General features: G+C 63.3%; 21 protein-coding genes and 1 tRNA gene. 15 read left to right on the top strand and 7 right to left on the bottom strand.

What is annotated here, in order from left to right:
* Positions 1-110: 110 nt before the first annotated feature.
* Positions 111-578, bottom strand: a complete 468-nt coding sequence (locus LB552_RS08220; protein WP_095766320.1) for an Hsp20 family protein — start codon at positions 576-578, stop codon at positions 111-113.
* Positions 579-1182: 604 nt separating this feature from the next.
* Here LB552_RS08220 and LB552_RS08215 point away from each other — a divergent pair.
* Complete coding sequence (locus LB552_RS08215; protein WP_224603690.1) at positions 1183-2139, top strand: alpha/beta fold hydrolase; 957 nt, start codon at positions 1183-1185, stop codon at positions 2137-2139.
* A 10-nt stretch (positions 2140-2149) separates the two neighbouring features.
* Here the strand turns inward: LB552_RS08215 and hisN are convergent, their stop codons facing one another.
* Together hisN and LB552_RS08205 are read right to left on the bottom strand one after the other, a co-directional pair.
* Positions 2150-2923 (bottom strand): histidinol-phosphatase, encoded by a 774-nt coding sequence (hisN, locus tag LB552_RS08210; RefSeq protein ID WP_224603687.1) that lies wholly within the window; start codon positions 2921-2923, stop codon positions 2150-2152.
* 357 nt (positions 2924-3280) lie between these two features.
* Positions 3281-4237 carry an N-formylglutamate amidohydrolase gene (locus tag LB552_RS08205; RefSeq protein WP_095766700.1) on the bottom strand — a complete coding sequence of 319 codons (957 nt, stop codon included), beginning with the start codon at positions 4235-4237 and terminating at the stop codon, positions 3281-3283.
* Between the two features lie 150 nt (positions 4238-4387).
* Between LB552_RS08205 and cpdR the strand changes: the two genes are divergently transcribed.
* The 3 genes from cpdR (at position 4388) to LB552_RS08190 (ending at position 5814) form a co-directional block, all read left to right on the top strand.
* Positions 4388-4750, top strand: a complete 363-nt coding sequence (gene cpdR, locus LB552_RS08200) for a cell cycle two-component system response regulator CpdR (protein WP_006199474.1) — start codon at positions 4388-4390, stop codon at positions 4748-4750.
* Positions 4751-4865: 115 nt separating this feature from the next.
* Positions 4866-4940: transfer RNA gene (locus tag LB552_RS08195), tRNA-Val, on the top strand.
* A gap of 205 nt (positions 4941-5145) precedes the next feature.
* Positions 5146-5814, top strand: a complete 669-nt coding sequence (locus LB552_RS08190; protein ID WP_224603678.1) for an outer membrane protein — start codon at positions 5146-5148, stop codon at positions 5812-5814.
* Between the two features lie 41 nt (positions 5815-5855).
* On the opposite strand, the gene LB552_RS08185 is transcribed toward LB552_RS08190, so the two are convergent.
* The 4 genes from LB552_RS08185 to LB552_RS08170 form a co-directional block, all read right to left on the bottom strand.
* Entirely contained in the window at positions 5856-7286 is a 1431-nt protein-coding gene (locus LB552_RS08185) for a hypothetical protein (protein ID WP_224603676.1), read from the bottom strand.
* Positions 7273-8241, bottom strand: coding sequence for a GDP-L-fucose synthase (gene fcl / locus LB552_RS08180; protein ID WP_224603674.1), 969 nt, complete (start codon positions 8239-8241; stop codon positions 7273-7275). Before fcl ends, LB552_RS08185 begins: the two co-directional genes overlap by 14 nt.
* A 32-nt stretch (positions 8242-8273) precedes the next feature.
* Positions 8274-9359 (bottom strand): GDP-mannose 4,6-dehydratase, encoded by a 1086-nt coding sequence (gene gmd / locus LB552_RS08175; protein ID WP_224603670.1) that lies wholly within the window; start codon positions 9357-9359, stop codon positions 8274-8276.
* An 81-nt stretch (positions 9360-9440) separates the two neighbouring features.
* Complete coding sequence (locus LB552_RS08170; protein WP_224603668.1) at positions 9441-10595, bottom strand: dihydrodipicolinate synthase family protein; 1155 nt, start codon at positions 10593-10595, stop codon at positions 9441-9443.
* Positions 10596-10834: 239 nt separating this feature from the next.
* Here LB552_RS08170 and LB552_RS08165 point away from each other — a divergent pair, with 239 nt between their 5' ends.
* The 11 genes from LB552_RS08165 (at position 10835) to LB552_RS08115 (ending at position 23519) form a co-directional block, all read left to right on the top strand.
* Entirely contained in the window at positions 10835-11878 is a 1044-nt protein-coding gene (locus LB552_RS08165; RefSeq protein WP_224603665.1) for a LacI family DNA-binding transcriptional regulator, read from the top strand.
* Positions 11875-12891 carry a Gfo/Idh/MocA family protein gene (locus LB552_RS08160; RefSeq protein WP_224603662.1) on the top strand — a complete coding sequence of 339 codons (1017 nt, stop codon included), beginning with the start codon at positions 11875-11877 and terminating at the stop codon, positions 12889-12891. Before LB552_RS08165 ends, LB552_RS08160 begins: the two co-directional genes overlap by 4 nt.
* Positions 12888-14489, top strand: coding sequence for an acyl CoA:acetate/3-ketoacid CoA transferase (locus LB552_RS08155; RefSeq protein WP_224603659.1), 1602 nt, complete (start codon positions 12888-12890; stop codon positions 14487-14489). Before LB552_RS08160 ends, LB552_RS08155 begins: the two co-directional genes overlap by 4 nt.
* Positions 14482-15255, top strand: a complete 774-nt coding sequence (locus tag LB552_RS08150; protein ID WP_224603657.1) for an enoyl-CoA hydratase/isomerase family protein — start codon at positions 14482-14484, stop codon at positions 15253-15255. The genes LB552_RS08155 and LB552_RS08150 overlap by 8 nt, the downstream gene beginning before the upstream one ends.
* 10 nt (positions 15256-15265) lie before the next feature.
* Positions 15266-16777, top strand: coding sequence for an aldehyde dehydrogenase family protein (locus LB552_RS08145; protein WP_224603641.1), 1512 nt, complete (start codon positions 15266-15268; stop codon positions 16775-16777).
* 58 nt (positions 16778-16835) lie between these two features.
* On the top strand, positions 16836-18089 hold the full coding sequence (locus LB552_RS08140; protein WP_140632473.1) for an ABC transporter substrate-binding protein: 1254 nt from the start codon (positions 16836-16838) through the stop codon (positions 18087-18089).
* 125 nt (positions 18090-18214) lie between these two features.
* Complete coding sequence (locus LB552_RS08135; RefSeq protein ID WP_095766308.1) at positions 18215-19174, top strand: carbohydrate ABC transporter permease; 960 nt, start codon at positions 18215-18217, stop codon at positions 19172-19174.
* Positions 19171-20115, top strand: a complete 945-nt coding sequence (locus LB552_RS08130) for a carbohydrate ABC transporter permease (protein ID WP_224603637.1) — start codon at positions 19171-19173, stop codon at positions 20113-20115. Before LB552_RS08135 ends, LB552_RS08130 begins: the two co-directional genes overlap by 4 nt.
* A gap of 21 nt (positions 20116-20136) precedes the next feature.
* Entirely contained in the window at positions 20137-21252 is a 1116-nt protein-coding gene (locus tag LB552_RS08125; protein ID WP_095766306.1) for an ABC transporter ATP-binding protein, read from the top strand.
* 6 nt (positions 21253-21258) lie between these two features.
* Positions 21259-22761, top strand: a complete 1503-nt coding sequence (locus LB552_RS08120) for a GMC oxidoreductase (RefSeq protein WP_224603634.1) — start codon at positions 21259-21261, stop codon at positions 22759-22761.
* A complete protein-coding gene (locus tag LB552_RS08115; RefSeq protein WP_224603624.1) occupies positions 22758-23519 on the top strand; it encodes a 3-ketoacyl-ACP reductase in 762 nt (253 codons plus the stop codon). The genes LB552_RS08120 and LB552_RS08115 overlap by 4 nt, the downstream gene beginning before the upstream one ends.
* Positions 23520-23524: the final 5 nt, after the last annotated feature.

Below are 23524 nucleotides of genomic sequence, written 5' to 3'. Positions count from 1 at the left end.
GCTTCAAAAGAGCCAGAACGGCGCGTTGCCGGTGGCACAATAAAAAGCGGCGCCTCGCGGCGCCGCTTTCGTCTCGGGAGGGAGACGTTGTCTGCTACGGGCCCCGCGGGTTACGCGGCGGCCTTGGTTTCGATCTGCTTGGCCTTGTCCGCGGACGAGGTGATCGCGATCTTGCGCGGCTTCAGCTCCTCGGGAATGTTGCGCTTGAGGTCGACGAAGAGCAGGCCGTTCTTCAGCGTGGCGCCTTCCACTTCGACGTGGTCGGCGAGCTGGAAGCGGCGCTCGAAGGACCTCGAGGCGATGCCGCGGTAAAGCAGCTCGGAACCCTCGCTGTTGTTCTCTTCCTTGCGCTCGCCCTTGACGGTCAGCACGTTGCGGTGGGCTTCGATCGAAATCTCGTCTTCCGAGAAGCCGGCAACGGCCATCGAGATGCGATAGGCGTTCTCGCCCGTGCGCTCGATATTATAGGGCGGATAGGTCTGTGCGGTCTCGGGCTGGCCGAGCGAATCGAGCATTGTGAACAGCCGGTCGAAGCCGACGGTCGAACGATAAAGCGGGGAAAAATCAACGTGACGCATGAGTGTTCTCCTTTTGAGCAACATGGTTTGCGTATGACCCGGTGCGAAACCCTCGAAAGGCGTTCCGGATAGGCCAGCGGCCCCGACATCGGCGGCCACAGCACTCATTTGGGAAGCTCAAAAAGCCATTTCAAGGTTTTCCTGGCCACGTTCATGAACGGTGGATGAACCACGGCTTCGGCATCCGTTCAGTCATGCGGCATTAGGCTTCGGTCAAGTTCGAGCAATTCCAGGAAAAGTGTGAAGCGGTTTTCCGTCCGGAATTGCGTCGAGACAGAGAGACAAGCGGCGCCCCCCTTCCCTGCGCCGCGACGAGGCCGAACCGGGTGCAACGTCCCTTCCTCCCGGATCGACAGAGGCCGGAAGTGCACCGCAGGCACTTCCGGCCTTCCCGCGCTACAGCGCCGCGCGTCCTCTGGACGCGCTAAGGACGCAGTAGCACTTTTGATTTCGCGCATGATCCTTTCCGAAATCGATTCCGATTTTTCGGGGTCATGCGCGGCAACCGCGTAAATCCTCGCAACGCCTTTGCTTTTGCCGCCTGGCCGTCTATCACCATGCCGACGCCTCGCCCGTCCGGGCAAAGAACAAGCAACGACGCCGCATGACGGATCTTTTCCATCTGACCGAGGACAATCCCGCGCCGCAGAATGCCGCGGGCGGCTTCTTCACCACACGCGACGGCAAGAAGATCCGCTATGGCGTCTTTGCCGCGGTCAGCCGCCCGCTGCAGGGCACGGTGGTTCTGCTGACCGGGCGCAACGAATGCATCGAGAAATATTTCGAGACCATCCGCGATCTCGCCGATCGCGGCTTCGGCGTCGCCATCCTCGACTGGCGCGGCCAGGGCGATTCCAGCCGCCTGCTGCGTGACCGCCAGCGCGGCTATGTCCGCAGCTTCCGCGACTATACGCGCGATCTCGAGCAATTCTTCGAAGAAATCGTGCTGCCCGACTGCCGCGGCCCCTATTACATCCTCGCGCACTCCACGGGCGCGGTGATTGCGCTGCTTGCCTCGCCGTCGATGGTCAACCGGGTGCGACGCATGGTGCTGCTGGCTCCTTTTCTCGAGGTGCCGGACCTGCCGGTCTCGATCGCCACGGTCCGGCGCGTCTGCACGGTCTTTTGCGCGCTGGGTCTCGGCCGGCTCTATGCCGCGCTCGGTCCGCGCCCGAAAGTGCCGCCCGCTTTCGAGGTGAACAAGGTGACCTCGGATCCTGCGCGCTACCGGCGCAATGTCGGAATCTACGAGGCCTGGCCGCAGCTCGCGCTCGGCGGTCCAACCATCCGCTGGCTGAGGGCCGCCGCCGCGGCCGCGAAAGCCGTCAGCGATCCGGATTTCATGGCAAGGGTGAAGGTGCCGATGCTGATCGTCGCCGCCGGCGCCGACCGGGTGGTCTCGACCAAGGCGGTGGAGGCCTATGCCAGGAAACTGCGCGTCGGCTCGCTGTTGATGATTGACGGCGCGCAACACGAGATCCTGCAGGAGAAGGACATCTACCGCGAGCAGCTCCTGGCGGCTTTCGACGCCTTCGTCCCCGGCACGGGTGATGCTCCTTGAGCGCGCCCGATCAGCCGCGCAGCGCCGCCATCGCTGCCGCGTGAAGCTCGGGCGTCGCTGCCGCCAGTATGTCGCCGCCCTTCTCCGCCGGCCCGCCTTCGAAAGTGGTGATGACGCCGCCGGCCTTCTCGATGATCGGGATCAGCGCGACGATGTCGTAGGGCTTCAGTCCCGGGTCGGCGACGATATCGATGCTGCCGGCCGCCAGCATGGCGAAGGCGTAGCAATCGGTGCCGTAGCGGGCGAGCTGCACCTTTGTCTCGAACTGGTCGTAGCGCTTGCGCGCATCGCCCTGGAACAATGCCGGCGTAGTCGTGAACAGCGTCGCTTGCGCGAGTTCGGTCGTCTTGCGGGTCGCGAGCCGGCGCGGGCCGCCAGGTCCTTCATAATGCGACCCGGAAGCGTTGGCGTAGAACAGCTCACCGGTGAAGGGTTGCGACATCATGCCGGCGACTGCCTCGCCGTCGACGGTCAGTCCGACCAGCGTTCCCCACACTGGGATGCCGGAAATGAAGGCGCGGGTGCCGTCGATCGGGTCGATCACCCAGACATGTCGGCTGGCGAGGTTGTGGCTGCCATGCTCCTCGCCGAGGATGCCGTGCTCGGGATATTCGGACGAAATCAGCGTCCGGATCGCGCGCTCGGCTTCGCGATCGGCCTCCGTTACCGGATCGAAGCTACCCGCAAGCTTGTTGGTGACCGCCCCCTGGCTGCGGAAGCGCGGCAGGGTTTCGGCGGCGGCGGCATGCGCGATGCGCCGCATGAAATCGGTGCTGATATCCAAGTCGCTCTCCCCCATCGCGGCCGTTGCCGGCTGCCTGTTTCTCGCCGAACAGGCGCGCTGAAGACCGGTCAGACGCCCGTTTTCTGTTGCCCGAATGTCACATCTGAGCCGCCGAAGCGGAATTTCCACATCATATTGAATTAAAAAAGCCCGCTGTCGATTGACATTTGTGCGGCGCACAATAATTTTGTCATCGGACAGGTTTTCCTGTCCATGCCCTCCTTGGGCGTTTCCTCCCTAGACTTCGACCGTGTCGTGAAAACGATGCGGTCTTTTTTTCAGGCAATTCCAGGAAAGTGTGAAGCGGTTTTCCGTCCGGAATTGCGTATACAAGAACTCGGCGCGCCAACCGCGCCGTCATTCCGCCGCAAGCGGCAAATCGACGAAATGGTGGTCGGGCATCGACATCAGGTCGGCCGAGAAGCGGGTCAGGTCGCAGGCCAAGGCGTCGAAGCCGGCCGATTTCTGGAACGTCCGCTCGTCCATGTAAAGCCCGCGATTGACCTCGATCTGCAACGCATGCAGATGCCGCGCCGGCCTGCCGTAATGTTCGGTGATGAACCCTCCCGCATAGGGCTTGTTATGCGCGACGGTGTAGCCCATGCGGACAAGCAGGCCGATGGCCATCTCGGTGAGCGCCGGCGAGGCCGAAATTCCGAACCGATCGCCGATGATGAAGTCGGGCCGCACGCCGTTGTCGCCGACGCGTATGCTGGCCGGCATAGAGTGGCAGTCAATCAGCACGGCATAGCCGAACCTGGCATGCGTTCTGGTCAGGAGCCGCTTCAGCGTCTCGTGATAAGGCTTGTACACCGCTTCGATGCGCGCCACGGCCTCAGCCAGCGGCAGGCGGCCGGGATAGATATCGAGGCCTTCGCCGACAAGCTTCGGCACCGTGCCCAGCCCGCCGGCGACACGCGCCGAACGGATGTTGCAGAAGGACGGGACCGGCTCCGCGAACATGCGCGGATCGAGTTCCCACGGCTCGCGGTTGACGTCGAGATAGGCGCGCGGAAAATTGGCCGCCAGCAGTGGCGCGCCGAGCGGCACGGCGCCGCCGAAAAGCTCCTCGACATAGCAGTCCTCCGACCGGCGGATGGCGTTGCGGTCAAGCCGCGCCATGGCCAGGAAGCGCTCCGGATAGTGGCGGCCGCTATGCGGTGAGTTGAACAGGAAAGGGACGCGCTGCTCGGCGCCCGATCGGATTTCGAAGGGTGGGACGACCGAAAAATCCTCGGCTGCCGTTTTCAATTTGCACGAACCAGGAAACAGCACTGCATCATGACGTAAAACTTGCCACCTTGCGTGCGGCATGTCCAGCATTTCGGGCGACGAAACCGCAGCTTGAACCGGATGCGGGACAGCCTTCATTCACTTGATGTTTACCGACACATCCTCATATACAGCATGGTTAACAGCCTTGCCCGGCGGCAGGCTTGGGGCGGGTGATTCGGACGGGATATGATGGCACGCATTCTGCTGGCGGAAGACGACGACGATATGCGCCGCTTCCTCGTCAAGGCGCTGGAACGCGCCGGCTACCAGGTAAGCGATTTCGACAATGGCGCCAGCGCCTATGAGCGGCTGCGCGAAGAGCCTTTTTCGCTGCTGCTGACCGACATCGTCATGCCGGAGATGGACGGCATCGAGCTTGCCCGCCGTGCCACGGAGATCGATCCGGATCTCAAGGTGATGTTCATCACCGGCTTTGCCGCAGTCGCGCTCAATCCGGATTCCAAGGCGCCCAAGGACGCCAAGGTGCTGTCGAAGCCCTTCCACCTGCGCGATCTCGTCAATGAGGTCGAGAAGATGCTGCAGGCGGCCTGAGCCACTTCGGCAGGCATCGACGATGCGCCGTGCCGATGCGACAAACGGAAGCCGTCTTTCCACATTCCCGCTATTGACGCGCCGGATCAAAAGTGGTGTATGCGCGGCTTCGGATGGGCGTGTAGCTCAGCGGGAGAGCACTGCATTGACATTGCAGGGGTCACAAGTTCAATCCTTGTCACGCCCACCATCCTACCATTAAATTAGCCGATCTCCGCCAGTCGACCCCGAGCACACCGGCTAGGTATATTGCAGCCTCCGCCCGGCTCTGGTCGCGCGGGCACGTCAGGCTAAGCTCCTCCAGCGCCACTGTTGCCGCTGTGTTACAGCGCAACCCTGAAAGCCATGCTATCAACCCTTAGGTGCAATGGCGGATCGGGAGCGACAGGCGAATTATGAGGAAAGTTCTACTCACGTCGGCAATGCTTGTTGGGTTTTGTTCGTCAGCCTTTGCTGCGGATGCATTGTCGGTCGAGCCCACGTCCTACAATTGGACAGGCGCCTATATCGGCGCAGTGGCCGGCGTCAATTTTCTCCAGGGCGATGTGACGATCCCCAACAACGATCCTAGCGAATACGATGGTGATAGCACCTCGGCATCGGTTGGCGGCCAAGTAGGCTATCAATACCAGTTCGACAACAATTTCGTTCTCGGAGCGGAGGCCCGCCTGGTTGCGGTGTTCAACAAGAAGACGGTGCCGACAATCGACACTGAAACGTTCGAGACCGCTGCCGATTGGCAAGGCGATATCGTTGCGAAGGCCGGATATGCGATGGGCAATTTCCTACCCTACGTTAAGGGCGGCGTGGCCTTCCTGCACCTGCACGATACCGGATATAGCGTTCTCGGTTTTGGCGATACCAAGTTTGATAGGACTTATACCGGCTGGACGATCGGTGTCGGCGCCGACTACGCGCTCAATGACAAATGGGTTGTCGGCCTTGATTACGCCTACGCGCATTTCTCGGATCATAATTTCCAAGACGACAGCGCGTTGGTTGGTCCAACATTCGTCAAGCCCAGCACCCATACGGTTTCTCTGAGTCTGAACTACCGCTTTTGATCTCCCCAATGCAGCCGCGGCAAAGACCGCAGCGGCGGTCCCTATATTCGAATCCCCGCCTTCCAGAGTCGCAGCCGCGCCTTCGCCAGAGGACCGGACTGAGGCGTCGTCAATGGCCGTATGTGCCGTTTGATTCTCTTGAACAAGGCATTGGCCGGTTCCGCATCCAGCGACTTCGCAATCATCCGCAGAGCCGGCTTCACCTTCCCGAATGTTGCATGGAGGATATGCGCCGAGCACGCCGCGGCGTAGGGATGCCCCTCTGCGGCCGCCGCGAAGAAGGACTCGAAATCTTTCGACATGACATCGCCGCGCCATGTCCGGCAGACCAGCACGCCAATCGCTCGCAACGGCATTGCGGAAGAGGCTTCGAACTGTCTTGTCATGAGCGCCTTCAAAACGGCCTCGCCGGACCGGTAGTCGCGTTCGTGAAAAAAAGCCGCCGCGATTTTGAGCGGATAGACGTCGTTGGGCGGATCCAGCGCGTGAGCCTTTTCCAGGATGTCTCTTGCTCGCGCGGGATTGATTTGATCCTCGAGATCGAGAAACGCGGTTTGATAGCCGAAGGCCGCCTCGAGCGGGTGGTAATCGCCCTGATGTCGGCTGAGTTCGGCCAGAATCATTTCCGCGGCTCTCGAACCGTCGAACAAGGTTTTCGGATGGACGAGACCGACATCGCCCATCATCGATGCGACGGACGCATAGACGCTGCCGCCTGCATAGATTTTCTGGCACCGCGCCATCAGCCTCATCTCGAAGAATGCCTTGAGCGTCTCATCTGCGAATTCCGCCGATCCCAGATCGTCGCCCAGCAAGGCTCCCGTTTCCGACCGCAGATATTCGAGCGTTTCACGATCCTGACCGATCAGAAGAGTTGTCAGGCCTTTTGACGAAAGCTCCGACGCGACAGCCTTGACCAAGGTCGAGGCCACTACCTTGTCGCTGAAATGCAGCATGAAGCGATACTTGCCGCGCACGATGTCGCCGCTGCGAAGATGCACAGCGGCGATCGGCCCCGGAAATGGGCACCTGTCGGCGGCGTCGAGCGCCTGATTCACGGCCTTGGAAAAACCGAAACCCCGCAATGTCTCCGATCGTCGGACGAGTTGGGGTCCGCCCTGAAAATGATCCGGTATCCCAAACTCGTTGCAGATCCAGCCGCGAAACCTTCGCCGTGCCGCCGCGGCATCGAGACTGGCATGGCTAAAGGCTACCTCGTCCAGAACATCGAAACCCAATGGTTCGACCGTCTCCCCCAGCCAGTGCTTCTCGATGAAATCGGCGGAGAATATCTTGTCGACTTTCTCGACCGAGTGAAATTTGTCGTCATGGATCGGCTTCCAGGCAAAGCCGAAGCGATAGCCGAGCGTGTCGGCAAGCGCCTTGGCGTTGACCATAGCCAGAAGCCGGCCGCCCAAGCCGTCCTCCCTGGTCGCCGCGATGAGTTTCGATTGAGAATCATGCAGCGCCAAGACGGATATCGCCTTTCTCGACATGGTCGAGGAACCAGGCATAGGTCTGTTCCAATCCATCTCGAAGCGAATAGGCCGGCCTCCAGCCGGTCTTGAACAGGCGCGAGACGTCCATCAGCTTGCGCGGCATCCCGTCCGGCTTCGTCGGATCGAACGCGATCTCGGCGCCGGCGCCGACGACCGATACGACGGTGCCGGCAAGCTCCGCGATGGTGATGTCCTCACCGCTACCGACATTGACGTGGCCGTCGCCGGAATAAGTCTTCAAAAGCCAGACAAAGGCGTCGGCGGCGTCGTCGACATGCAGGAATTCTCGCATCGGCCGGCCCGAACCCCACACCTGCAGGGTCTTTTGATTGGTTAGCTTCGCCATATGCGCCTTGCGCATCAGCGCAGGCACGACATGACTGCTGTCGAGGTCGAAATTGTCGCCCGGACCATAGAGATTTGTCGGCATGGCCGAGATGTAGTCGACGCCATGTTGGCGCCGGTAGGCCTGGCAAAGTTTCAACCCGGCGATTTTGGCGACGGCGTACCATTCGTTTGTGGGTTCGAGCGGGCCGGTGAGCAGCGCGTCTTCCGGGATCGGCTGCGGTGCAAGCTTCGGATAGATGCAGGACGAGCCCAGGAACAGGAGCTTCTGCACCCCGCTGCGAAAGGCGGCCTCGACGACATTGGTCTGCACGACGAGGTTTTCGTAAAGGAAATCCACCGGGAAGCTGTCATTGGCCAGGATGCCGCCGACCTTGGCGGCCGCCATGATCACCGCGTCGGGCCGCCGGTCCTCCATCCAGCGGCGCACGCCGGCCTGGTCGAGAAGGTCGAGCTCGCTGCGCGCCACGGTCACGATCTCGCAATCCTCGCCGGCCAGGCGGCGCACCAGGGCCGAGCCGACCATGCCGCGGTGGCCGGCAATGAAAATGCGCTTTCCTTTGAGATCGAAACTCTTGTCCATAAGCGCAGGTCCTAGGTTGAACGGCCGTTGCGTCAAGTAGCGCCGGCGGCGCGCATCAGATCGGCCCGAACCATTTCCGCCACCAGGTCCTTGAAGCCGATGGTGTGCGACCAGCCCAAAACCTTTCTTGCCTTGGCGGCGTCGCCGACCAGCGTATCCACTTCGGTCGGCCGGAAGTAGCGCGGATCGATCCGCACAAGCGCGGCGCCGGTGGCTGCGTCGATGCCGACTTCATCGGCGCCGCTGCCCTGCCAGCGAATGCGATGTCCGGCCTCGGCGAAGGCGAGTTCCACGAATTCGCGCACCGCATGCGCCTCGCCGGTCGCGAGCACGAAATCGTCCGGCTCGTCATGCTGCAGGATGCGCCACATGCCCTCGACATAGTCGCGCGCATGGCCCCAGTCGCGACGTGCGTCGATATTGCCGAGATAGAGCGTGTCCTGCAGGCCGTGATGGATCGCGGCAACGGCGCGCGTGATCTTGCGGGTGACGAAGGTTTCGCCACGCGTCGGGCTCTCGTGATTGAACAGGACGCCGTTGGCGGCGAACATGCCATAGGCCTGGCGGTAATTGACCGTGATCCAGTAAGCATAAAGCTTGGCTGCCGCATAGGGCGAGCGCGGCCGGAACGGCGTGCTCTCGTTCTGCGGAGCTTCGACCGCATCGCCATAGAGCTCCGAGGTCGAGGCCTGGTAGAAGCGCACCGATTTCTCGAGGCCGAGAATGCGGATCGCTTCGAGAAGCCTGAGCGTCCCCAGCGCATCCGCATTGGCGGTGTATTCCGGCGTCTCGAAGCTCACCTGGACATGGCTTTGCGCGCCGAGATTATAGATCTCGCTGGGCTTCGTCTCCTGCACGAGGCGGATCAGATTGGTCGCGTCGGTCAGATCGCCATGATGCAGAAAGAAGCGCGCGGCGCTCTCATGCGGATCGACATAGATGTCGTCGACGCGCTCGGTGTTGAAGGAAGACGACCGGCGTTTGACGCCGTGGACGACATAGCCCTTGCCGAGCAGCAGCTCGGCCAGATAAGCCCCGTCCTGCCCGGTAACCCCGGTGACAAGCGCAACCCTGTTTGCCAGGGCGACCTTGTCTGCCGGGGCGACTTTGTCCGCCATTGCCATGTGCGCCCGCGCCTATTTTTCGGCAAGCGAATACGATTTATCGCCGAAACGCAAATCCCCGCACGGGGAACCGGCTTAAACGCTCGCGACCGCCAGCAGGGTCTTCATCCTGGCGATGGCAAGATCGGGGTCGGCCAGCAGCCCGGCCTGATCGGAGAGCCGGAAGACATCCGCGTAGTGGCATATGCCGCGCGCCGATTGCATGCCGCCCACCATCGTGAAGTGGTCCTGATGCCCGTTCAGCCAGGCCATGAAGACGATGCCGGCCTTGTAGTATTCGGTCGGCGCCTCGAAGATTTTTCGCGACAGCGGCACGGTCGGCGCCATCAGCGCGTCATAGCCGGTCTTGTCACCTTCCGCCAGCTTCGCCAGCGCGGCATTTGCCACCGGCGCGATGGCGTCGAAGATGCCGAGCAGCGCGTGCGAGTGTTTCCTGCCGTCGCCGGCGATCAGTGCGGGATAGTTGAAATCGTCGCCGGTGAACATCACGACGCCCTCGGGCAGCCGGTTGCGCAGCAAGACCTCCTTCTCCGCGTCGAGCAGCGATATCTTGATGCCTTCGACCTTGCCCGCATGCCGCTCGATGATGGCGACGACCGTGTCGAGCGCCGCGTCGAAATCGTTGCTGCCCCAATAGCCCTTGAGTGCCGGATCGAACATGTCGCCCAGCCAGTGCAGGATGACCTTGCCCGATGCCTGGGACAGCATGCGCTCATAAACGCGGACATAATCGTCCGGCCCTTTGGCCACCGCCGCCAGCGCGCGGCTCGCCATCATGATCGCCTTGCCGCCCTCGCCTTCGATGAAGGCGAATTGCTCTTCATAGGCGCCGATGACGTCGTCGAGCGTCTTGGCCGCCGCCGGCGCCAGGTGATCGGTCCCAGCCCCCGACGCGAGGTCGGCGCCCGGCACCGTTTTGGCTTCCGCAATCGAGCGGCGGATCAGCTCCTTCGCGCTCGCCCAGTCGAAACCCATCCCGCGCTGGGAGGTATCCATGGCTTCGGCGATGCGAAAGCCGAGCCGCCACAGATGATGACGGAACGCCATTGTCCTGCCCCAGTCGACCGCCGGCCGCGACCACGGATCGGTCATGGCGATGGGATCGGCAACGACATGGGCGGCGGCATAGGCGATGCGCGAAAAGCGTGCGCCCTCGATCGGTTCGACCGGTTTGCCGACAAGCCGGTAGCTGACGCGGTCGCCGTTTGCCGCAGGCAAGGTGATGTCCATGGAACTCTCCCGTGCGGTCGCTATAAATGGAACGTTCCAATAAATCAAGAACCTTTAGATCCACGGCATCCAAGCCGGAAGACATTGTGTCTCCTTTGGGATAGCCCTTGCATTTGTTGACGTTTTGAACCGCTCCAATCAATTTTTCGAATCTCGGCGGAATCGTGATTGACTCGGATTTGGATCGATGATTAGAACGTTCCAATAGATTTTCTCGAAACTTGGAGGACATGACGAGGATGGCCAGCCGGGCCAAGGCGACGATCCTGGACATCGCTCGCGAGGCCGGCGTGTCCAAATCGACGGTATCGCTCGTACTGCAGGGCAGCGGGTTGATCCGGCCTGAAACCGCGGTCAAGGTGCGCAAGGCGATCGAGGATGTCGGCTATGTCTACAACCGCGGCGCCGCCAATCTGCGCAAGGCCCATTCCAATGTCATCGGCATGGTGATCAACGATCTCACCAACCCCTTTTTCGCCGAGCTGGCGGTCGGCATGGAGCGCGTCTTCCAGGCGGCGGGCGTCGTCCCCTTCATCGCCAACACGGCGGAAAACCCGGTGCGTCAGGAAGAGGTGCTGAAGTCGCTGATGGAACAGGGCGTCGCCGGCCTGATCGTCTCGCCGGCGCGCGGCACCACGCCTGGTACCTTCCGCCGCATCGAGACGGCCGGCGTCCCGATCGTCTTCACCATGCGCAGGCTGCCGGACAGCCGCATTCCGGTGATCGCGCCGGACAATCATCGCGGCGCGGTGCTTGCCGCCGAACATCTGATCCGCAGGGGCCATCGCCGCCTGGCCTTCTTCGGCGGTTCATCCGATCTCGTTGTTTATCAGGAGCGCCTGGGCGGCTTCCTTGAAGCCTGCGAAACGCTCGGCATCCCAGCTTCCGACCGGCTGATCGTCGAGGGCGAAACCAGCCGCAAGGGCGGCATAGCCTGCCTGGAGACGGCCCTTGCCGTGCCGCAACCACCGACCGCGGCGCTGTGCTTTAACGATGCGGTTGCCTTCGGCGTCATGCTGGCATTGCGCAAACGCGGTCTCGAGGCGGGCGCAGACTTCGCCGTCGTCGGCTTCGACGACGTCGCCGAGGCCGAGCACTACAGCCCGGCGCTGACCAGCGTCGCCGTCGACACCGCGGGCCTCGGCGAGCGCGCGGCGCACGTCATGCTGAAGATGATCCAGTCGCGCACCACGCGCGCCGAGAACCATATCGGTGCCGTCAGCCTGGTCGTGCGGGAAAGCAGCGGCCCGGACCGCAACAGCCAAGTGGGAGACGCGGCGTGAGCGTGCGATGGGGACTGATCGGCGCCAGCACGATCGCCAGACAGTTCATGATCGATGCCATCCGCGCGCAGGCCGACGGCGAGGTCGCCGCCGTGATGAGCTCCAGCCCGGAACGGGCCGAGACCTATGCAAGGGAAAACGGCATCGCACGCGCCGTCTCGTCTCTCGACGCGCTGCTCAACTCGGATATCGACGCCGTCTACATCTCGACCACCAACGAATTGCATCTCGAACAGGGGCTTGCCGCGATCAAGGCCGGCAAGCATGTGCTCTGCGAGAAGCCGCTGGCGCTGACCAGCGCCGATGCGCGTGAGATGGTTGTCGCCGCGAAAGCTGCCGGTATCGTCTTCGGCACCAATCACCATCTGCGCAATGCCGGCGCGCACCGCGCCATGCGCGAGGCGATCGCCGCCGGCCGCATCGGCAAGCCGATCGCGGCGCGCGTCTTTCATTCCGTCTATCTGCCGGAAAACCTGCAGGGTTGGCGCATAACCAAGCCCGAAGCCGGCGGCGGCGTTGTGCTCGATATCACCGTGCATGATGCCGACACGCTGCGCTTCGTGCTGGACGACGACCCCGTCGAGATTTCGGCCTTCACGCAAGCCGCCGGCATGGCCGGCGGCGGACTGGAGGATGGCGCCATGTGCATCTGGCGCTTCAAGTCTGGCGTCATCGCGCAGTCGCATGAGGGCTTCACCACGAAGTTCGCCGGAACCGGCTTCGAGGTGCATGGCTCGGAAGGCTCGCTGATCGCCGCCAATGTGATGACGCAGAAGCCGGTCGGCTCGGTGCATCTGCGCAGCGCGAGCGGAGAAGAAGAGCTGAGCTTCGACCGCGAGGATCTATACACCCGCTCGCTGCGCCACTTCCATGCCGCGATCCGCGGCGAAGGCCGGCCTGCCGCCACCGGCGAGGACGGCGTCTGGTCGCTGGCATCGGCCGAAGCAGCACTGCAATCGTCGAACACCGGCAAGGCCGTCGCCATCGACCCGCAACTTGGGGGCATCGCGTGAGCAAGCTCGTCTCGGCGGCCTATGCCGCCAGCCTGATCAAGGACGGCATGATCGTCTCGGTGTCGTCGTCGAGCGGGCTCGGCTGCCCCGACGCCGTGCTTGCCGCGATCGGCGAGCGTTTCGAGGCGGAAGACCATCCGCGGGCGATCACCACGCTGCATCCGATCGCCGCCGGCGACATGTACGGCATCAAGGGCATCGACCATCTCGCCAAGCCGGGCCTGCTTAAGCGCACGCTCTGCGGCTCCTATCCGTCCGGCCCGTCCTCTGCCGAGCCGCCGCAGATCTGGAAGATGATCGGCGACAATTCGATCGCCGCCTACAACGTGCCGTCCGGCATCCTGTTCGACATGCATCGCGAGGCCGCCGCCAAACGTCCCGGCGTGCTGACCAAGGTCGGCCTCGACACCTTTGCCGATCCGCGCCACCAGGGTTGCGCCATGAACGCCGCGGCCAGCGAGCCGATCGTCTCGGTTGAGCAGTTCGACGGCGAGGAATGGCTCTATTTCCGCGCCATCGTGCCGAACGTCTCGATCATTCGCGCCACCACGGCCGACGAACGCGGCAACCTCACGTATGAGCATGAGGGCGCCTATCTCGGCGGGCTGGAGCAGGCGCTGGCTGCCCGCAACAACGGCGGCATCGTCATTGCGCAGGTCAAGCGCGTCGTCGAGAACGGCACGCTGAAGCCGCACGATGTGCGGGTGCCCGGCGTGCTGGTCGACCATATCGTGGTGGCGCCCGAGCAGTTGCAGACGACGCAGACGCCTTACGATCCGGCGATCTCGGGCGAGATCTTCCGGCCGCTGTCGACCTTCCGCACGCCGGAGATGAACATCCAGAAGGTGATCGCGCGGCGCGTCGCCATGGAATTGCGCGACGGCATGGCCGTCAACATCGGCTTCGGCATCTCGGCCAACGTGCCGCGCATCCTTCTCGAGGAAGGCCAGCACGGCAAGGTCACCTGGGTGATCGAGCAGGGCGCGGTCGGCGGCGTGCCGCTGCTCGACTTCAAGTTCGGCTGCGCCTCGAATGCCGAGGCGATCATGCCCTCGCCGCACCAGTTCATCTATTTCCAGGCCGGCGGCTTCGACGCCTCGCTGCTGTCCTTCCTGCAGATCGACCGCCACGGCTCGGTCAACGTCTCGAAGCTCTCGGCGCGGCCGCATGTGACCGCCGGCGCCGGCGGCTTCGTCGACATCACCGCGCGGGCGAGGAAGATCGTCTTTTCCGGCTTCTTCAACGCCGGCGCCAAGCTGTCGCTGGCCGGAGGCGCCATCCGCATCGACCAGGAAGGCAAGGTCAAGAAGGTGGTCGAGGAGGTCGAGCATATCTCCTTCTCCGGCAAGCGGGCGGTCACCCAAGGGCAGGACATCACCTATGTCACCGAGCGCTGCGTGATGAAGCTGACGCCGGACGGGCTGATGGTGACGGAACTGGCGCCCGGCATCGATCTCGAACGCGATGTCTTGGCGCAGGCCGAGATCCCGCTCGCTGTGGCGAACGACCTCAAGGTCACGCCTGCGGCGCTCTATCAGGACCGGCCGATCGGCCTGTCGCTCAATGGCGGCGCTTCGCTCGGAGGCGCGCATGGCTGAGCTTGTCACCTTCGAGCGGGACGACGCCATAGGCATCGTCACGCTGCGCCGGCCGGAAAAGTTCAACGCCCTCGATATCCCGATGCTGCGCGCGCTCGAGGCGGCGCTCGACGAAGCGGAACTGGCCGAGGGCGTTCGCGCCGTGCTCATCCGCGGCGAAGGCAAGGGCTTCTGCGCCGGCGGCGACGTCGAGGCCTGGGGTGCCATGAGCGCCGCCGACTTCCAGGTGCAATGGGTGCGCTACGGCCACCGCGTCTTCGACCGGCTGGCGCGGCTCAGGCAGCCGACCATCGCCGTGCTCTCCGGTCATGCGCTGGGCGGCGGGCTGGAACTGGCCGCGGCCTGCGATTTCCGCGTCGCCGAAACGCAGGTGAAGCTCGGCTTCCCCGAAACCTCGTTCGGCGTCGTTCCCGGTTGGTCGGGCACGCAGCGCGCGGTACGCCGCTTCGGCGCACAGATTGTGCGCCGGATGGCGATCGGCGGCGAGATTTTCCTGGCATCCGACGCGCTCGCGCACGGCGTCGTCGACCGACTGGTCGAAACAGGCAAGGCCTTCGACGAGGCTAAAGCCTGGGGAAAGAAGATCGCCGAGCGCGGCCCCCTGGCGACCGAGGCCGCCAAGCTGATGATCGGCATCGCCGAGGGCGAGGAAGATGCGGCGGCGACCGAGGCGCTGGCCAGCGGCTTCATCGCGCTGACGGCCGACCTCAAAGCCGGCGTCGACGCCTTCAAGGCCAAGCAGAAGCCAGCCTTTTCGAGATCCTAGAGAAGAGATGATGAACGCACCGCTCAACATTGCCATGCCGGCTGAGGCGTCCCAAGCGCCGAAGGCCTATAAGCTGCTGATCGACGGCAGGCATGTCGATGCCTGCGACGGCCGCAGCGTAGAGCGCGCCAGCCCAGGCCACGGCTTCGTCGTGTCCCGTTATGCGCAAGCGGGCGCGGCGGAAGTCGAGGCGGCGGTGCTGGCCGCGCACAGGGCTTTCGAGACCGGTCCGTGGCCGCGCATGAAGGCATCGGAACGCGCGGCGGTTCTGCTGAAGGCTGCCGACCTGATCGAGGCGCGGCTGGAGCAGATCGCGCGGCTCGACGCGCTGGAATCCGGCAAGCCGATCGCCCAGGCGCGCGCAGAGATCGGCGGCGCGATCGACATCTGGCGCTATGCCGCCTCGCTTGCCCGCACGCTGCACGGCGAAAGCTATGCCAATCTGGGCGACTCCATGCTGGGCGTGGTGCTGCGCGAGCCGATCGGCGTCGTCTCGATCATCACGCCGTGGAATTTCCCTTTCCTGATCGTCAGCCAAAAGCTGCCTTTCGCGCTCGCCGCCGGCTGCACGGCGGTGGTGAAGCCGAGCGAGATGACGTCCGCTTCCACTTTCGTGCTCGGCGACATCCTGCTCGAGGCCGGGCTGCCGGCCGGCGTCGTCAACATTCTCGCAGGCTACGGCGCCGATGTCGGCGCGCCGATGGTCGCCCATCCGCTGGTCGAGATGGTCTCCTTCACCGGCTCGACCCGTGTCGGCAAGACAACCATGGCCGCCGCTTCCGATTCCTTGAAGAAGGTTTCGATGGAACTCGGCGGCAAGAACGGCCAGATCGTCTTCCCTGACGCCGACCTCGAGGCCGCTGCGGATGCCGCAGTGTTCGGCGGCTTCTTCAACGCCGGCGAATGCTGCAATGCCGGCAGCCGCCTGATCGTGCAGGAGGCGATCGCCGACGACTTCCTCAACGCGGTCAAGGCGCTGTCCCAGAAGGTCCGCGTCGGCGATCCGCTCGACGACCGCACCAAGGTCGGCGCGATGATCTCGGCCGACCATATGGAAAAGGTAGCCGGCTATGTGACAGCGGCGAAAACCGACGGCGGCAGCGTTTTCGCCGGTGGCGCGCGGCTTCCATCCAACGCCGGTCAATATCTCGATCCGACCATCATCCGTGACGTCACGGAGGATATGGCGATCGCGCGCGAGGAAGTGTTCGGACCAGTGCTGTCCGTGCTCACTTTTGAAACGATTGAAGAGGCATTGCGCATTGCCAACAACACGCCCTATGGTCTGTCTGCAGGGGTGTGGAGCGCCGGTATCGACACGTGCATGTCGGTGGCGCGCGGCGTGCGTTCGGGGACGGTTTGGGTGAATACGTTCATGGAAGGTTATCCCGAACTGCCCTTCGGCGGCTACAAGCAGTCGGGTCTGGGACGCGAACTCGGCAAACGCGCTGTCGAGGATTATACCGAGGAAAAGACTATCCAGTTTCATCGCGGCCAGCGCACCGGATGGTGGGTCGGCTGAGTTGGGAGACCCCGGCGGACACCCGCCGGTTCTGTGAATGCAACAAGGGAGGTAGTACATGTTGCGCAAACTGCTTATCGGAACGGCTCTTGCGACGAGCTTTGCGTTCTCGGCGCACGCCGCGGACGTCAAGGAAGTGCAGATGCTGCATTGGTGGACGTCGGGCGGCGAAGCGGCTGCTCTGAACGTGCTGAAGCAGGATCTGGCCAAGGAAGGCTATGCCTGGAAGGACGTGCCGGTGGCCGGCGGCGGCGGCGATGCCGCCATGACCGCGCTGAAGGCGATGGTCGCGGCCGGCAACTATCCGACCGCCTCGCAGATGCTCGGCTACACCGTGCTCGACTATGCCGCCGCCGGCGTCATGGGCGACCTCACCGAGACCGCCAAGAAGGAAGGCTGGGACAAGTCGGTTCCGGCCGCCCTGCAGAAGTTCTCCGTCTATGACGGCAAGTGGGTTGCGGCTCCGGTCAACGTCCACTCCGTCAACTGGCTGTGGATCAACAAGGCGGTGATGGACAAGATCGGCGGCACCGAGCCGAAGACCTTCGACGACTTCGTGGCATTGCTCGACAAGGCCAAGGCCGCGGGCGTCATCCCGCTGGCGCTCGGCGGCCAGAACTGGCAGGAAGCGACTATGTTTGACTCCGTCGTGCTGTCGACCGGCGGACCGGAGTTCTACAAGAAGGCGATGAACGACCTCGACGAAGAGTCGCTCAAGTCCGACACGATGAAGAAGTCGTTCGACAACCTCGCCAAGCTCGTCAAATATGTCGACCCGAACTTCTCGGGCCGCGACTGGAATCTCGCCACCGCAATGGTCATCAAGGGCGATGCGCTGGTCCAGGTCATGGGCGACTGGGCCAAGGGCGAGTTCCACGCCGCCAACAAGACCCCGGGCACCGACTTCCTGTGCTACCGCTTCCCGGGCACCGACGGCTCGGTGATCTACAACTCCGACATGTTCGGCATGTTCAACGTGCCGGAGGACCGCAAGGCCGCTCAGGTGGCACTCGCCACCGCCACTTTGTCGAAGAGCTTCCAGTCGGCCTTCAACGTCGTGAAGGGTTCGGTCCCGGCCCGCACCGACGTGCCTGATACCGACTTCGACGCTTGCGGCAAGAAGGGCATCGCCGACCTGAAGAAGGCCAATGAGGGCGGCACGTTGTTCGGCTCGCTGGCGCAGGGCTACGGCGCCCCGCCGGCCGTCGCCAATGCCTACAAGGATGTCGTGTCGAAATTCGTCCACGGTCAGATCAAGACGTCCGACGAAGCCGTGACCGAGCTGGTCAAGGCGATCGACGACGCCAAGTAAGCCGTTGCTTGAACTCGGATCTCCCCGCTTCGGCGGGGGAGGTCTCCCGTCCACAAAAAGTGCGGGAAAGACCCTGGCGCGTTTCGCGCCGGGCGGTTTCCGACCAACCGGTACTGGACGAGCCTATGAGCACAGTTGCCGAAACCCGGATCAAGCTGACACCGGAGCATGACGCCCGTCCTGGCGCGTCGGTCCGGTCGCGGCTGCAGGACCTGCTGCCGAAGATCGTTTTGGCGCCGAGCTTCGCGGCGACGATCGTCTTCGTCTATGGCTTCATCCTGTGGACGATCTATCTGTCCTTCACCAATTCCAAGACATTCCCGTCCTATGCCGTCACCGGAGCCCGCGCCTATCAGCGGCTGTGGCGCTGGACCTTCGAGAGCGACCCGCCGTCGAGCTGGTACACCTCGATCACCAATATGGGCATATTCGGCTTCCTCTATATCCTGATCTGCCTGGCGCTCGGCCTGTTCCTGGCCATCCTGCTCGACCAGAAGATCCGCGGCGAAGGCATGCTCAGGCCGATCTACCTCTACCCGATGGCGCTCTCCTTCATAGTCACCGGCGTCGCCTGGAAATGGTTCCTCGATCCCGGCCTCGGGCTGGAACAGACGCTGCATCAGTGGGGCTGGACGAGCTTCCATTTCGACTGGATCAAGAACAAGGATTTCGTCATCTACACCGTGGTGATCGCCGGTGTCTGGCAGGCTTCCGGCTTCGTCATGGCGATGTTCCTGGCCGGCCTTCGCGGCATCGACGGCGAGATCATGAAGGCCGCGCAGATCGACGGCGCGTCCACCTTCCAGCTCTACCGCCGCATCGTCATCCCGCTGCTCAGGCCCGTCTTCCTGTCGGCCTTCATCGTGCTCGCGCACCTCGCCATCAAGTCCTATGACTTGGTCGTGGCGCTGACCAGCGGCGGGCCCGGCGGCTCGGCCTGGCTACCGTCCAACTTCATGTATGAGTTCACCTTCAAGCGCAACGAGATGGCGGTCGGGTCGGCCAGCGCGGTGATCATGCTGATGACCATCACCGCCATCATCGTTCCGTATCTTTATTCCGAGCTCAGGGAGAAGTCGCGATGAGCGCTGTCGCTTCACCCGCCGGCCAGGCCGCAAGCGGCGCCCGCGCCAGGACGCTCAACCGCATCGTCATCTACGGCCTGCTGGCGCTGTTCGCGATCTTCTATCTGATGCCGCTCTTCGTCATGCTGGTCACCTCGTTCAAGACCATGGACGAGATCCAGAACGGCAACATGCTGTCGCTGCCGCATGCGCCGACCTTCGCGCCATGGATAAAGGCGTGGAGCGAAGTCTGCTCGGGCCTGACCTGCGTCGGCATGAAGGGCTATTTCTGGAACTCCATCAAGATGGTCGTGCCGGCGGTGGCGATCTCGACGCTGCTCGGCGCGCTCAACGGCTATGTGCTGACCAAATGGCGCTTCCGCGGCCATACGCTGGTTTTTGCCATGATGCTGTTCGCCTGCTTTATCCCGTTCCAGTCGGTGCTGTTGCCGATGGCCACGATCCTCGGCAGCCTCGGCCGCTTTGGCGTCACCCTGCAGAACGCGACCGGGTTCAACTTCGGTCTCGGCAATTCCACCGTGAACCTGGTCTTCGTCCATGTGGTCTACGGCCTCGGCTTCACAACGCTGTTCTTCCGCAATTATTACGAGGCCTTTCCGACCGAGTTGGTGAAGGCGGCACAGGTCGACGGCGCGTCCTTCTTCCAGATATTCCGGCGCATCATGCTGCCCAATTCGCTGCCGATCATCGTTGTGACGGTGATCTACCAGTTCACCAACATATGGAACGACTTCCTGTTCGCCTCCGCCTATGCCGGCTCCGGCGACGTGATGCCGATGACGGTGGCGCTGAACAATGTCGTCAACACCTCGACCGGCGTGGTCGAATACAACGTCAACATGGCGGCGGCGATGATTGCCGCGCTCCCCACCCTGATCGTCTATGTCGTCGCCGGCCGCTATTTCGTGCGCGGGCTGATGGCGGGCGCGGTCAAGGGCTGACCACATTCGGAAGGAACGACCATGGCTTTTCTGGAAATTGATGGGCTGAAGAAGCGCTTCGGGAATGTCGAGATCCTGAAGGGCATCGATGTCGAGCTCGAAAAGGGCGGCTTCCTGGTGCTGGTCGGCCCTTCCGGCTGCGGCAAGTCTACGCTGCTCAACACCATTGCCGGCCTGGAGCAGATCACCGAGGGCGAGATCCGCGTCGACGGCCGCGCGATCAACGACCTGCATCCTTCTAAGCGCGACATCGCCATGGTGTTCCAGAGCTATGCGCTCTACCCGAATATGACGGTTGCCGGCAACATCGCCTTCGGCATGGAGATGCGCGGCGTGCCGGCGGCGGAACGCCAGGCGGCGATCGACAAGGTGGCGAAGATCCTGCAGATCGGCCATCTCCTCAACCGCAAGCCCAGCCAGCTTTCCGGCGGCCAGCGGCAGCGCGTCGCCATGGGCCGGGCGCTGGTGCGCGACCCAAAGCTCTTCCTGTTCGACGAGCCGCTCTCCAATCTCGACGCCAAGCTGCGCGTCGACATGCGCATCGAGATCAAGCGCCTGCACGCCACGACCGGCACGACCATTGTCTACGTCACGCATGACCAGATCGAGGCGATGACGCTGGCGACCAAGATCGCCGTCATGCGCGACGGCGAGGTGCAGCAATTCGGCACGCCGGCCGAAATCTACAACAACCCGACCAACATCTTTGTCGCCGACTTCATGGGCTCGCCGGCGATGAACCTGATCCCGGCCAAGATCGATGCTAACGGCAGCGGGCTTTCGGTGGTTCTGGACCGCGAAGCGCGCCAGCCGATCGTGCTGCCGATGCCCGGCGCGCCCACCGGCCTTGCGGCCTTCAAGGACAAGCCGGTGATCTTCGGCGTGCGCCCCGAAGCGCTGACCGACCCGGAAGGCGCCGAGCGCAATGGCTCCAATATCGCCACCGCCGACTGTCACATCGAAGTGGTCGAGCCGGCGGGTTCGGACACTTTCGCCGTCACCAATCTGGGCGGCAAGGGCGTGGTGGCGCGGCTGAGAGCTGATGCGAATATCCAGCCCGGCACCAGCACGCCTTTGGCTTTCAACCTCAGCAAGGCGGTGTTCTTCGACCCTGCGACCGAGAAGCGCATCCTTTAAAAAGCAATGGCAAATCCGGATATCGTCATCATCGGCTCCGGCATCGGCGGCGCCACGATCGCCTCCGGCTTGGCCGGCAGCGGCGCCTCGATCCTGATCCTGGAGCGCGGCGAGCCGTTGCCGGTGACGCCGCATGCGCGCTCGACGCGCTCCATCTTCATCGACGAGCACTACCGGCCGAAGGAAATGTGGCGCGAGGCCGGCGGCGCTGCCTTCAATCCGGGCAACTACTACTATGTCGGCGGCAATTCAAAATTCTTCGGCGCGGTCCTGATCCGTTACCGCAAGGAGGACTTTTCCGAGCTCGAGCATTTCGGCGGCGTCTCGCCGGCCTGGCCGTTTTCCTATGACGAATTCGAGCCCTGGTATTCGAAGGCCGAGCAGCTTTTTCGCGTGCGCGGCACGCTGGGCGAAGACCCGACCGAGCCGTTTCATTCGATCCCATACGCCTTCGAGCCGGTGCCGGACGAGCCACCGATCGCGCGCGCCCGCGCCGAGCTGAAGAGCCTTGGACTGCACCCCGCTTCGCTGCCGCTGGGCGTCGACATCGAGACCTGGCTGAAGGAAGGCAAGACGGGCTGGGACGCCTTCCCCAACACCGGCCAAGGCAAGATCGACGCCCAGACTGGACCGCTGGCGGCAGCGCTTACAGACAAGAACATCCGCCTCGAGACCGGCGCGCATGTCGACTGGCTCGAAACCACGCCGGACGGCAGGTCGATCGCCGCCATCCACTACACACAAAACGGCGCACAGAAGACGCTGTCGCCGAAGCTCGTCATCCTGTCGGCCGGCGCGATCAATTCGGCCGCCATCCTGCTGCGCTCGCCGTCGGCGACGGGCAAGGGCCTCGCCAACAGCTCCGACCAGGTCGGACGCAATTTCATGAACCACAATTCGAGCGCGATGCTGGCGATCGACACGCGCCGCCGCAACGATAGCGTCTACCAGAAGACGCTGATGCTCAACGATTACTATCTGTCCGACGGCAAGGGCGGCAAGCCGCTCGGCAATGTGCAGCTGCTCGGCAAGATCGACGGCAACATGCTGAAGGCCAATGTGAAGAGGATGCCGAAATTCGTGCTCGACTTCATGGCCGGCCACGCCGTCGATTGGTACCTGATGTGCGAGGACCTGCCCGATCCCGAAAGCCGCATCATGGTCGACGGCAAGGAGATCATCATGCAATGGCGGCGCTCCAACATGCAGTCGCTGGACGGCCTGACCAAGGTCATGCGCGAGAACCTTCGCGCCTGCGGCTATCCGATCGTGCTGTCGCGGCCCTTCGACAAGCGCACGCCGTCGCACCAATGCGGCACCGTGAAGATCGGCAACGACCCCGCAACATCGCCGCTCGACCCCTTCTGCCGTGCCTGGGACCATCAAAACCTGTTCGTCGTCGACGGCGGTTTCCTGCCGACATCGGCCGCCGTCAACCCGGCGCTGTCGATCGCCGCGCAGGCGCTGCGCGTTGCCGACTATCTCCGCAGGACGGAGCTTGCCTCATGACCCGCCCGGCAGCCATCGTCACCGGCGGCGCGCGGGGCATCGGGCTCGCCTGCGCCGAGGCGCTGGCGGATGCCGGCTTCGACATTTTGATCGCCGATCTTGCGGAGAAGCCTGCAGCCGGACTTGCCGAAAACATCAATACGCGTGGCGCGAAGTTCGCTTACGCCCAATGCGACATCGCTGATCTCGCAAGCCACCCTGCGCTCGTTGATGCCGCAACCAACGCCTTCGGCCGCCTCGATTGCCTGGTCAACAATGCCGGCGTCGGCGCCGTCGTGCGCGGCGATCTGTTGGAGCTGAAGCCGGAGAATTTCGACCGCGCTCTGGATATCAACCTGCGCGGTACAGTGTTCCTCAGCCAGGCCGTCGCCAAGGTCATGCTTGCGGCACCCGCAAACGCCGTCCGATCGATCATCACCATCACCTCGGTGAGCGCCGCCATGGCTTCGCCGGAACGTGCCGACTACTGCATCTCCAAGGCCGGGCTTTCGATGTGGGTGAAGAACCTGGCGCTGCGGCTCGCACCCGAAAATATCGGCGTGTTCGAGGTCCGGCCGGGCATCATCCGAACCGATATGACGGCTGGCGTTTCCGCCAAATATGACGCGCTGATCGAGGACGGGCTGGTGCCGGCAAAACGCTGGGGCGAGGCAGGCGATATCGGCACTGTCGTGGCCGCGCTTGCCTCCGGAAAGTTCGCCTTTTCGACCGGATCGGTCATCGATGTCGACGGCGCGCTCTCCGTGCCACGCTTGTGAGGAAC

This window comes from Mesorhizobium sp. CA7, assembly GCF_020165015.1.
In the GTDB taxonomy this organism is placed as follows: domain Bacteria; phylum Pseudomonadota; class Alphaproteobacteria; order Rhizobiales; family Rhizobiaceae; genus Mesorhizobium.
The sequence above is the reverse complement of the archived record's forward strand: the minus strand, read 5'-3'. Positions and strand labels throughout refer to the sequence as shown.

Excerpts from the sequence above, each read along its gene's own strand:
- LB552_RS08220 (WP_095766320.1), bottom strand. The coding sequence starts at position 578 with ATGCGTCACGTTGATTTTTCCCCGCTTTATCGTTCGACCGTCGGCTTC.
- LB552_RS08190 (WP_224603678.1), top strand. The coding sequence starts at position 5,146 with ATGAGGAAAGTTCTACTCACGTCGGCAATGCTTGTTGGGTTTTGTTCG.
- cpdR (WP_006199474.1), top strand. The coding sequence starts at position 4,388 with ATGGCACGCATTCTGCTGGCGGAAGACGACGACGATATGCGCCGCTTC.
- LB552_RS08120 (WP_224603634.1), top strand. The coding sequence starts at position 21,259 with ATGGCAAATCCGGATATCGTCATCATCGGCTCCGGCATCGGCGGCGCC.
- LB552_RS08165 (WP_224603665.1), top strand. The coding sequence starts at position 10,835 with ATGGCCAGCCGGGCCAAGGCGACGATCCTGGACATCGCTCGCGAGGCC.
- LB552_RS08150 (WP_224603657.1), top strand. The coding sequence starts at position 14,482 with ATGGCTGAGCTTGTCACCTTCGAGCGGGACGACGCCATAGGCATCGTC.
- LB552_RS08170 (WP_224603668.1), bottom strand. The coding sequence starts at position 10,595 with ATGGACATCACCTTGCCTGCGGCAAACGGCGACCGCGTCAGCTACCGG.
- LB552_RS08205 (WP_095766700.1), bottom strand. The coding sequence starts at position 4,237 with ATGCCGCACGCAAGGTGGCAAGTTTTACGTCATGATGCAGTGCTGTTT.
- LB552_RS08130 (WP_224603637.1), top strand. The coding sequence starts at position 19,171 with ATGAGCGCTGTCGCTTCACCCGCCGGCCAGGCCGCAAGCGGCGCCCGC.
- LB552_RS08115 (WP_224603624.1), top strand. The coding sequence starts at position 22,758 with ATGACCCGCCCGGCAGCCATCGTCACCGGCGGCGCGCGGGGCATCGGG.
- LB552_RS08145 (WP_224603641.1), top strand. The coding sequence starts at position 15,266 with ATGAACGCACCGCTCAACATTGCCATGCCGGCTGAGGCGTCCCAAGCG.
- LB552_RS08125 (WP_095766306.1), top strand. The coding sequence starts at position 20,137 with ATGGCTTTTCTGGAAATTGATGGGCTGAAGAAGCGCTTCGGGAATGTC.
- LB552_RS08215 (WP_224603690.1), top strand. The coding sequence starts at position 1,183 with ATGACGGATCTTTTCCATCTGACCGAGGACAATCCCGCGCCGCAGAAT.
- LB552_RS08140 (WP_140632473.1), top strand. The coding sequence starts at position 16,836 with ATGTTGCGCAAACTGCTTATCGGAACGGCTCTTGCGACGAGCTTTGCG.
- gmd (WP_224603670.1), bottom strand. The coding sequence starts at position 9,359 with ATGGCGGACAAAGTCGCCCCGGCAGACAAGGTCGCCCTGGCAAACAGG.
- LB552_RS08135 (WP_095766308.1), top strand. The coding sequence starts at position 18,215 with ATGAGCACAGTTGCCGAAACCCGGATCAAGCTGACACCGGAGCATGAC.
- fcl (WP_224603674.1), bottom strand. The coding sequence starts at position 8,241 with ATGGACAAGAGTTTCGATCTCAAAGGAAAGCGCATTTTCATTGCCGGC.